This window comes from Rhodococcus sp. NPDC019050 (assembly GCF_055664235.1).
This window is the reverse complement of sequence record NZ_JBVOON010000014.1, coordinates 134,986-142,553: the sequence shown is the minus strand read 5'-3', so window position 1 is coordinate 142,553 and position 7,568 is coordinate 134,986. Positions and strand designations below refer to the sequence as shown.

7 protein-coding genes are annotated in these 7,568 nt (G+C 64.9%); all 7 read right to left on the bottom strand.

What is annotated here, in order from left to right; all coding sequences use genetic code 11:
- Positions 1–899: 899 nt before the first annotated feature.
- The 7 genes from glpX to ureB all read right to left on the bottom strand — a co-directional run bounded on the left by glpX (position 900) and on the right by ureB (position 7,532).
- Entirely contained in the window at positions 900–1,901 is a 1,002-nt protein-coding gene (gene glpX / locus AC0B44_RS15730; RefSeq protein WP_471903771.1) for a class II fructose-bisphosphatase, read from the bottom strand.
- Positions 1,902–1,946: 45 nt separating this feature from the next.
- On the bottom strand, positions 1,947–2,870 hold the full coding sequence (locus AC0B44_RS15725; protein WP_471903770.1) for an urea transporter: 924 nt from the start codon (positions 2,868–2,870) through the stop codon (positions 1,947–1,949).
- A 52-nt stretch (positions 2,871–2,922) separates the two neighbouring features.
- Positions 2,923–3,984, bottom strand: a complete 1,062-nt coding sequence (locus AC0B44_RS15720) for an urease accessory protein UreD (RefSeq protein ID WP_471903769.1) — start codon at positions 3,982–3,984, stop codon at positions 2,923–2,925.
- Complete coding sequence (gene ureG, locus AC0B44_RS15715) at positions 3,984–4,616, bottom strand: urease accessory protein UreG (protein ID WP_378527806.1); 633 nt, start codon at positions 4,614–4,616, stop codon at positions 3,984–3,986. The genes AC0B44_RS15720 and ureG overlap by 1 nt, the downstream gene beginning before the upstream one ends.
- A gap of 67 nt (positions 4,617–4,683) precedes the next feature.
- Positions 4,684–5,376, bottom strand: coding sequence for an urease accessory protein UreF (locus AC0B44_RS15710; RefSeq protein ID WP_378527805.1), 693 nt, complete (start codon positions 5,374–5,376; stop codon positions 4,684–4,686).
- A 9-nt stretch (positions 5,377–5,385) separates the two neighbouring features.
- Positions 5,386–7,110: an urease subunit alpha gene (gene ureC / locus AC0B44_RS15705; protein WP_378527804.1), complete on the bottom strand. Its 1,725-nt coding sequence runs from the start codon at positions 7,108–7,110 to the stop codon at positions 5,386–5,388.
- The gene (gene ureB / locus AC0B44_RS15700; protein WP_471903768.1) at positions 7,110–7,532 is read right to left on the bottom strand and encodes an urease subunit beta; all 423 of its coding nucleotides are present in this window, start codon (positions 7,530–7,532) and stop codon (positions 7,110–7,112) included. Before ureB ends, ureC begins: the two co-directional genes overlap by 1 nt.
- Positions 7,533–7,568: the final 36 nt, after the last annotated feature.

Genomic DNA, 7,568 nt, shown 5'->3' with positions numbered 1-7,568 from the left:
GCTCGAGCGAAACAGCATAGTATCCAGCACGACTCGTTGATCACTACGTCTACTGCAGAGCCGATCCGAAGTCCACCACTCCACGGGGCACTATCGCCAAAGGCGATTCATCGACTTTACTTGCCAGTGACGTCGCGCGATGTACATATTTCGGGTCGAGTTGGATCTGCACCTTGCATACCGAGCACGGCTGAAGGCCGCCTAGCTCGTCGGTCCGATGGACCCGGCGTCGCGCGTAACGGCTGAGCCTGATGAGCGCGGTTTCGCTCGGTTCCAGCTCGACAAGGCGGCATATGAAGCAGAGCCGGAGCGTGCCGGTGTTGTACGTACCCAACTGGTCTGTACGTACCCAACTGGTCGATCTTGCTCCGGGCTGGACGAATTGATCGCGCCGCTACCAGTGAAGAAAGGGTCCTCGCCAGCATCCGACGACTCATGCCAAGAATCCCATCGTTGAATTCCTGCACGAGCAGCTCGATGACGGCGACACAAAACCTCATGGAGACGATGGCGAACGCACACTCCCGTGCATCGCAGGCGGGCACCCGGAACTCCGCTCCGAGGGATTGCTTGGTGCTGAGATGCGCAGCGTTCGGTGGGGCGCTGCTGGCTGTGGTCCGTAGTGGCGTCGGCGCGTCGGTGCGGTTCCCGCGCGGGGCGCCCTCACCCTTGGGGCACAGGCCGATGCGCGCGCGTTACGCAATTGGGGTGACCCCGCGCAGGACAAGGCTCGGGATCAGTGCTGCGGATCCGATGCACGCAAACCACATTCCCCAGCCGCTCAAGGTGAACGGCCGCTCGGGCATTAGGGCGATGGGCAGCACAGCCGGCGGAGGTGCACGCAGCTACGGATACCTCCAACTGGCAGGGAGGTCGTCGGGCGGGACGTTTTTTCGAACTCACGTTTCCGGCGCGGGAAAGGGCAAGTCCAGTCGGTGCTCGGCCTCGATGATCCGGACGGTGCCGGACTTGCTGCGCATCACGATCGATTGAGTGCCCGCGCGGTTTCCGCCGAAGTACCGCACTCCATGCAACAGCGGCCCGTCGGTGACTCCCGTGGCGGCGAAGAACACATTCGTGCCGCCGACCAAGTCCGTCGTGTGGAGGACCCGATCGGTATCGTGCCCCGCGGCCTGAACCTGCCCGCGTTCGGCGGCGTTCCGGGGAGTCAGTTGCGCTTGAATCGTCCCTCCCAGGCACCGCACCGCGGCTGCCGAGAGGATGCCTTCCGGAGTGCCACCTATGCCCATCGCCATATCGATACCGGAGGCGGGACGCGCAGCGGCAATGGAGGCGGCAACGTCCCCGTCCGGCAGCAACTGCACCCGCGCTCCGGCCCGGCGGATCCGCTCGATCAACTCGGTGTGGCGCGGCCGGTCGAGCACAGCCACGGTCAGGTCCGCGACCGACGTGCCCAGCGCAGCGGCGACCCGGGAGATGTTCTCGGACACCGGCGCGGTGATGTCCACGGCGTCGGCCGCGTCCGGGCCCACGGCGATCTTGTTCATGTAGAACACCGACGACGGGTCGAACATGGCCCCGCGCTCGGCAACAGCCACGACGCTGAGCGAATTCGGCGCGCCGGCGGCCATGAGTGTGGTGCCCTCGACCGGGTCGACCGCGAAATCGCACTCCGGTCCGGTGCCGTCGCCGACCAACTCGCCGTTGAACAGCATCGGTGCTTCGTCCTTCTCACCTTCGCCGATCACTACGACGCCCTTCATGGTCACGGTCGACAACATGGTGCGCATCGCGTCGACCGCCGCGCCGTCCCCGCCTTCTTTGTCGCCGCGTCCGACCCACCGGCCGGATGCCAGCGCGCCGGCTTCCGTCACGCGGACCAGTTCCAAGGCGAGATTGCGGTCCGGGAACAGGGGTCCGGCTTCTCCGGCGGCGCTCATGTCGTGGGGTGCTCCTCCGAACGCGGTTCGTTGCGCGTGCTCTCGTCAGGGACGCTCGGCAGAGGGAATGTAGTGCGCGATCACCAGGAACACCCACGTGGTGAGGATGTACGGCCACGTGTAGGTGGGGACCCCGAGATCGTGCATCCACAGGGTGACGACTGCCGTGACGACGGTGCCGATCAGCGCGAGGACCCAGGAGAGAACACTCTCCTTCAAGAAGGTAACGGAGAGCGCGATCGCGGTGAGCACACCGGAATACCCGCTCAGACCGTTTCCTGTCTCGGTGAGGCTCTCGCCCAGTGCGAGGGCACACAGCGTGCCGACGACACTACCGAGCAAACCCGCCAGACCGACCTTCCAATTCGCAATGAACAGGCCGATGAGGATGAGGGCACCGGCCCAGGCACTGTCGACCAGAACCACTTCCGAGACGTTGGTCAGCAACGACCGGAAGAACGCCACCGTGGTCGAGTCGATGGTCATCGACGAGGATTCGACCCACCAGCGTTCGAAACCGAAATGGATGATCGTCGCGACGATGCAGAACGGTGCCGTTGTCGACGGGAGTCCGTAGATCTTCAGCGGTGTCCGCATGAACAGCGCATTGACCAGCCACGTGACCGGTGCGGCGAGCGCCCCGCCGACGAGTGCGATGGGGTACGAGAACCACTGGCTGCCGAGGGTGGCAAACGTCGCAGCGCCGACCAGGGCTCCGGAGAAACCTTGCATACCGAAGACCAGGTCGGACGCTTTCGTGCGGATGACCCACCCGGTAAAGGTCTGTGCCACACACCCGATCGCCACCAGCACTGCCATCTGCCAGCTGGCGACGACGAAGGCCGCCATGATGAGCAGTGTGGTGTAGATGTTCGCCTGGAAATAGATCTGTGACGGACCGTGGCCGAACCCCACCAGCCAGGAGCGCGGTGAGGCCATGGAATCCTGCGGTGCAGTTCCCGTAGTCATGTCCAGCTCCTTCGCCGTGCATCCGGTATGGATCGGTGATTGTCGAGCGCCCCTACATCTTGCGGATCGCCGGAGCGGCGAAACCCGTGAGTGCTTCGTGAGCCGCTCCCGCCGCCGCGTGAGTGGCGCGGGCCACCGTGACAGGATCGTTGGCGACCAAACGCATCCAGACGCCGGCTTCGTTCGGCAGCGCACTCACACCGAACAAGCCGTCCGGCAGAGTGGCGGCCAGCGCGTCGTGGAGCAGATCCGCGAGCACGGCGACCGGCACCAGCGGAGTGAACACGTACAACATCGCGAGGATGTCGTGGTCGGCCAAGACGCCGAGACTCGGTGCCGCGGCGGAATCGTGATCCTCGCCGGGACACAGCCGGACCCGGTCGAGTGCCACGAGACGACCGCCGGGCCGCCGGACTTCGACGTCGGACGCGTAGACCTCGTACCTGTGGCGCTCGTCGCGGGCGAGCCGTCCGGCATACACGGTCTCCCCGAGAAGGAGCGTGGCCGATTCGTCGAGCGTCACCGAGGTGTGCTGGTAGAAGCGCGATCCGGCGAACGGAACCACGGGTTCGGGCAGGTACTCGGTGTACGCACCGGCCCCCACCGAGACGTTCGTGACGGACGACGCGTAGTCGTAGTCCATCCGATACACCCTGGTTTGCGCCTGCGTCGTCACATGTGCCGAGGTGCCTGTCCCGAATGTGAGATCGGTGCGCAACCGGTCCGCCTGGAGAATGCCGCCGCCCGAGGACATCACGTACGTGTACGGAACATCGGGGCGCAACGGATCGAAGTACAGCGGGCGCATGATCTGCAGCGGTGACTTCTGATAGTGCTGCACGAGTTCGGTGCGGTCCCGGTCGTGGTTGTGCTCGAAACCGAGTTGGAGGATACCGACCTTGCCCGGGCTCCCGACCGGGAGAGGCGAGTCACCGCCCGCATACCGGAGTACTTCGGCCGGCACCCGGACGGGCTCGAAGTAGTCAGGCTGGAGCCGATATCCACCGGGGTGCACCGGGCGGACGGGTAACGGGCTCACGGGTGCCAAGCCCCGGGGCGCGTTCGGATCCGCCCCGGGATCGAGGGCCCTGCCCGTCGAGATGTCGGCCGTCATCAGACGAGTTCGGTCCGTGCGTCGTTCCACAACGACAAGATCTGGTCGAGGAGTACGTCCAGGCCTTCGCCGGTGAGCGAGTTGGTGAGGACGACGGGGGCGCCATCGCGTACCCGGATGGCGTCACTCTCCATCACGCCGAGATCCGTCCGGACATACTGTGCGATATCGATCTTGTTGATCACCAGGATGTCGCTGTCGGTGATGCCCGGACCCCGCTTACGCGGCATCTTCTCACCTTCCGCCGTGTCGAGGACGAACACGAAGACGTCGGCCAGCGAGGGCGAGAACGTGAGAGTGAGATTGTCCCCACCGGATTCGTAGATCAGCGTGTCGATATCCGGGAATCGCTGCAGCAATTCCTCTCCGACGGCGAGATTCATCGTCGGGTCGTCGCGCACGGCCGTGTGCGGGCACGCGCCGGTCTCGACGCCGACCACTCGCTCGGGGTCGAGCACCCCGTCGAGTTCGCGCCGGACGTGCTGTGCGTCCTCCTGGGTGTAAATGTCGTTCGTGATGACACCCGGAGTGCGTCCGGCTGCGATGAGCAGGGGCACGAGCGCTTCGGTCAGTGCCGTCTTCCCCGATCCCACCGGTCCCCCGATACCGATCCTCAATGCATTGTCACCCATAGTTTTTCGTTCCCCTCGGATCTTCACGGGGCCGGCACTTCGGCCGGCCGCTCTTCGGTATGCACGGTCAACTGGCGAACAGGCGCGCCTCGGCCCGTTCGTGCTGTGCGGACATGATGTCGGCCATCGGTGCGAAGCCTCCGAGATCGTGCACGTCACGTTCGGCGGCATCGTGTGCCACCTGCTCGATGACCGGGCCGACGGCGTGCAGAATCACCTGCGCCTGCCGGTGATCGGTCAGCCGGAGGCGCAGCGCGGCGCCCACGAAACTCACCGCGAATGCGGAGAGGTCGGAGGCCACCGCGATGCGCGTTCCGACGCCGGTCGCCGAGTAGATGAGAGCGGACACCACCGGCTGGCATCCCGGCGTGGCCCGCGCCTTCACTCGCCGTTGGTACTCGTCCAGCGCATCGCTGCCGAGCACCACGTCGGCAAGATCCGCGAGCTGGTGACCGCTGCGTACGGACGCCCGTCGCATCTCGGCATTCAGCTTGGACGCGAACAGGCGGTGATCGATTTCCTCGACGAGGTCCCAGTCACCCGCCCCCGCCGCCCGATGTGCGGCGGCGAGGGCTGTCGCGTCCCCGGGCCCGACCGTGTGGACGAGCAACGAACACAACAGGTCCTGCACCTCACCGGGGTCGACGAGGCGGGCCTGACTGTAACCCTCCAGTCCGTGCGACATGGTGTAGAAGCCGCTCGGGAACGCCGAGTCCGAGAACTGCAGACTCGTCAGCAACTGGCGAATATCGGACGTCACCGTGTCCCCTCAGGCCAGGAAGAACATCTGTGTGAGCGGGAGGGTCTGCGCAGGATCGATCGCCGCCGGTTTTCCGTCGTACGTGACGTCGTAGGTCTCGGGATCGACTTCGACGACCGGGGTGGCGGTGTTGCGCACCATGTGCTGCTTTCCGATGTTGCGGCACCTCTTCACCGGCAGCACCTGACTCTCCAGCCCCAGCTTTTCGGGCACACCGTTCGCGATCGCCGCCTTCGACATGAACGTGGCTCTCGTGGACTGCAATGCCTTGCCCTGCGCACCGAACATCGGGCGGTAGTACACCGGCTGCGGCGTGGGCAGCGACGCGTTCGGTTCACCCATCAGACCCCAGTTGATCAGGCCGCCTTTGACGATCACCTTGGGCTTGGCGGCGAACGACGTCGTCGGCCACAGCACGATGTCGGCCATCTTCCCTTCTTCGAGCGACCCGATGTAGTCCGAGACGCCCTGGGTGATCGCGGGGTTGATGGTGATTTTCGCCAGGTAGCGCAGCACGCGGAAGTTGTCGTTGTCCGGTGAGTCCTCCGGCAGCTTGCCGCGCTTGTCCTTGCAGTGGTGTGCGATCTGGAACGCACGCATGAAGGACTCGCCGATACGGCCCATGGCCTGTGAATCGGAGGACACCATCGAGATGATGCCTTCGTCGTGGAACACCGTTTCGGCGGAGATCGTCTCGGCACGCACGCGGGAGTCCGCAAATGCGACGTCTTCCGGGATGTCGTGCGACAGGTGGTGGCACACCATCACCATGTCGAGCAGTTCGTCCACCGAATTGGCCGTGTAGGGGAGCGTCGGGTTGGTCGAGGACGGCAGCACGTTCGGGTGACCCGTGACCTTGATGAGGTCGGGTGCGTGTCCGCCGCCGGCGCCCTCGCTGTGGAACGTGTGGATCGTCCGGCCGTCGATCGCGTCCAGAGTGTTCTCGACGAAGCCCGACTCGTTGAGGGTGTCGGTGTGTACGGAGATCTGGATGTCGTAGCGGTCGGCGACGTCGAGTGCGTTGCTGATCGCGGCCGGTGTGGCGCCGTAGTCCTCGTGCACCTTCAGACCTGCCGCGCCGGCTTCGATCTGCTCACAGAGCGCCTCCGGCAGGGATCCGTTCCCCTTTCCGAGGAAGCCCATGTTGACCGGCATGGCTTCGGCGGATTCGAGCATCCGGTGGAGGTTCCAGACGCCGGGGGTGGTGGTGACACCGTTGGTGCCGTCCGTCGGTCCGGTGCCGCCACCGAACAAGGTGGTGATTCCGTTCGCCAGGGCCGTCACGCCCTGCTGCGGGGAAATGTAGTGCACGTGGGAGTCGAAGCCGCCGGCCGTCGCGATGCAATGTTCGCCGGCGAGGAGTTCGGTACCCGGCCCGACGACGAGTCGGGGATCGACGCCCTTCTGAAGATGCGGGTTGCCGGATTTGCCGACACCGGCGATCTTCCCGTCCCGCACGCCGATATCGCCCTTGAGGACGCCGAGCACCGGATCGAGGATGATGGCGTTCGTGATGACGAGGTCCAGCACTCCCTGGGCATCGGTTCCCTGGGGGTCGGCACCCATTCCGTCGCGTGCCGTCTTGCCGCCGCCGTAGACGATCTCGTCGCCGTAGTTGCCCTCGTTGAAGTCTTTTTCGATCTCGATGACGAGGTTCGTGTCGGCGAGGGTGACTCGGTCACCTGTCGTGGGTCCGAAGAGGTCCGTGTACTGCTTGCGCGAGATGATTGCCATTACTTTGCGCCCTTCTTCTTCGAGGTGCTCTTGCTCTCTCGCGCCTGGGGTGTGCCGTCCTGGTACTCGAGTTCCTTCATGAGCGCCATGGCACGGATCTTTGTGCCTTCGGAGTCCAGACCGCCGTCGACGAGATTGTTGAAGCCGATGACGTGGCGGTTGCCGGCGTACGCGACGAGGGTCACTTCACGGGTGTCGCCGGCCTCGACGCGCACCCCCAGCCCGGAAGGCAGATCCAGGTGCATTCCGTAGGCGAGTTCACGATCGAACAGCAGCGCCTTGTTGACCTCGAAGAAATGGAAATGGGACCCGATCTGGATTGCACGATCTCCGGTGTTGCTCACCTGCAGGGTGACGCTGCGGCGCCCCGCGTTGATCTCGATGTCGTTTTCGCTGTGGTCGTATGTGGGCTTGGCTACCATGATGATTCCTTCCTCGCGGAGCGGTTGCGTGCTGCA

What these genes read in the sequence shown, in the direction of transcription:
- glpX (WP_471903771.1), bottom strand. Translation starts at nt 1,901, where the DNA reads ATGAGCGCCGCCGGAGAAGCCGGACCCCTGTTCCCGGACCGCAATCTC.
- AC0B44_RS15725 (WP_471903770.1), bottom strand. Translation starts at nt 2,870, where the DNA reads ATGACTACGGGAACTGCACCGCAGGATTCCATGGCCTCACCGCGCTCC.
- AC0B44_RS15720 (WP_471903769.1), bottom strand. Translation starts at nt 3,984, where the DNA reads ATGACGGCCGACATCTCGACGGGCAGGGCCCTCGATCCCGGGGCGGAT.
- ureG (WP_378527806.1), bottom strand. Translation starts at nt 4,616, where the DNA reads ATGGGTGACAATGCATTGAGGATCGGTATCGGGGGACCGGTGGGATCG.
- ureC (WP_378527804.1), bottom strand. Translation starts at nt 7,110, where the DNA reads ATGGCAATCATCTCGCGCAAGCAGTACACGGACCTCTTCGGACCCACG.
- ureB (WP_471903768.1), bottom strand. Translation starts at nt 7,532, where the DNA reads ATGGTAGCCAAGCCCACATACGACCACAGCGAAAACGACATCGAGATC.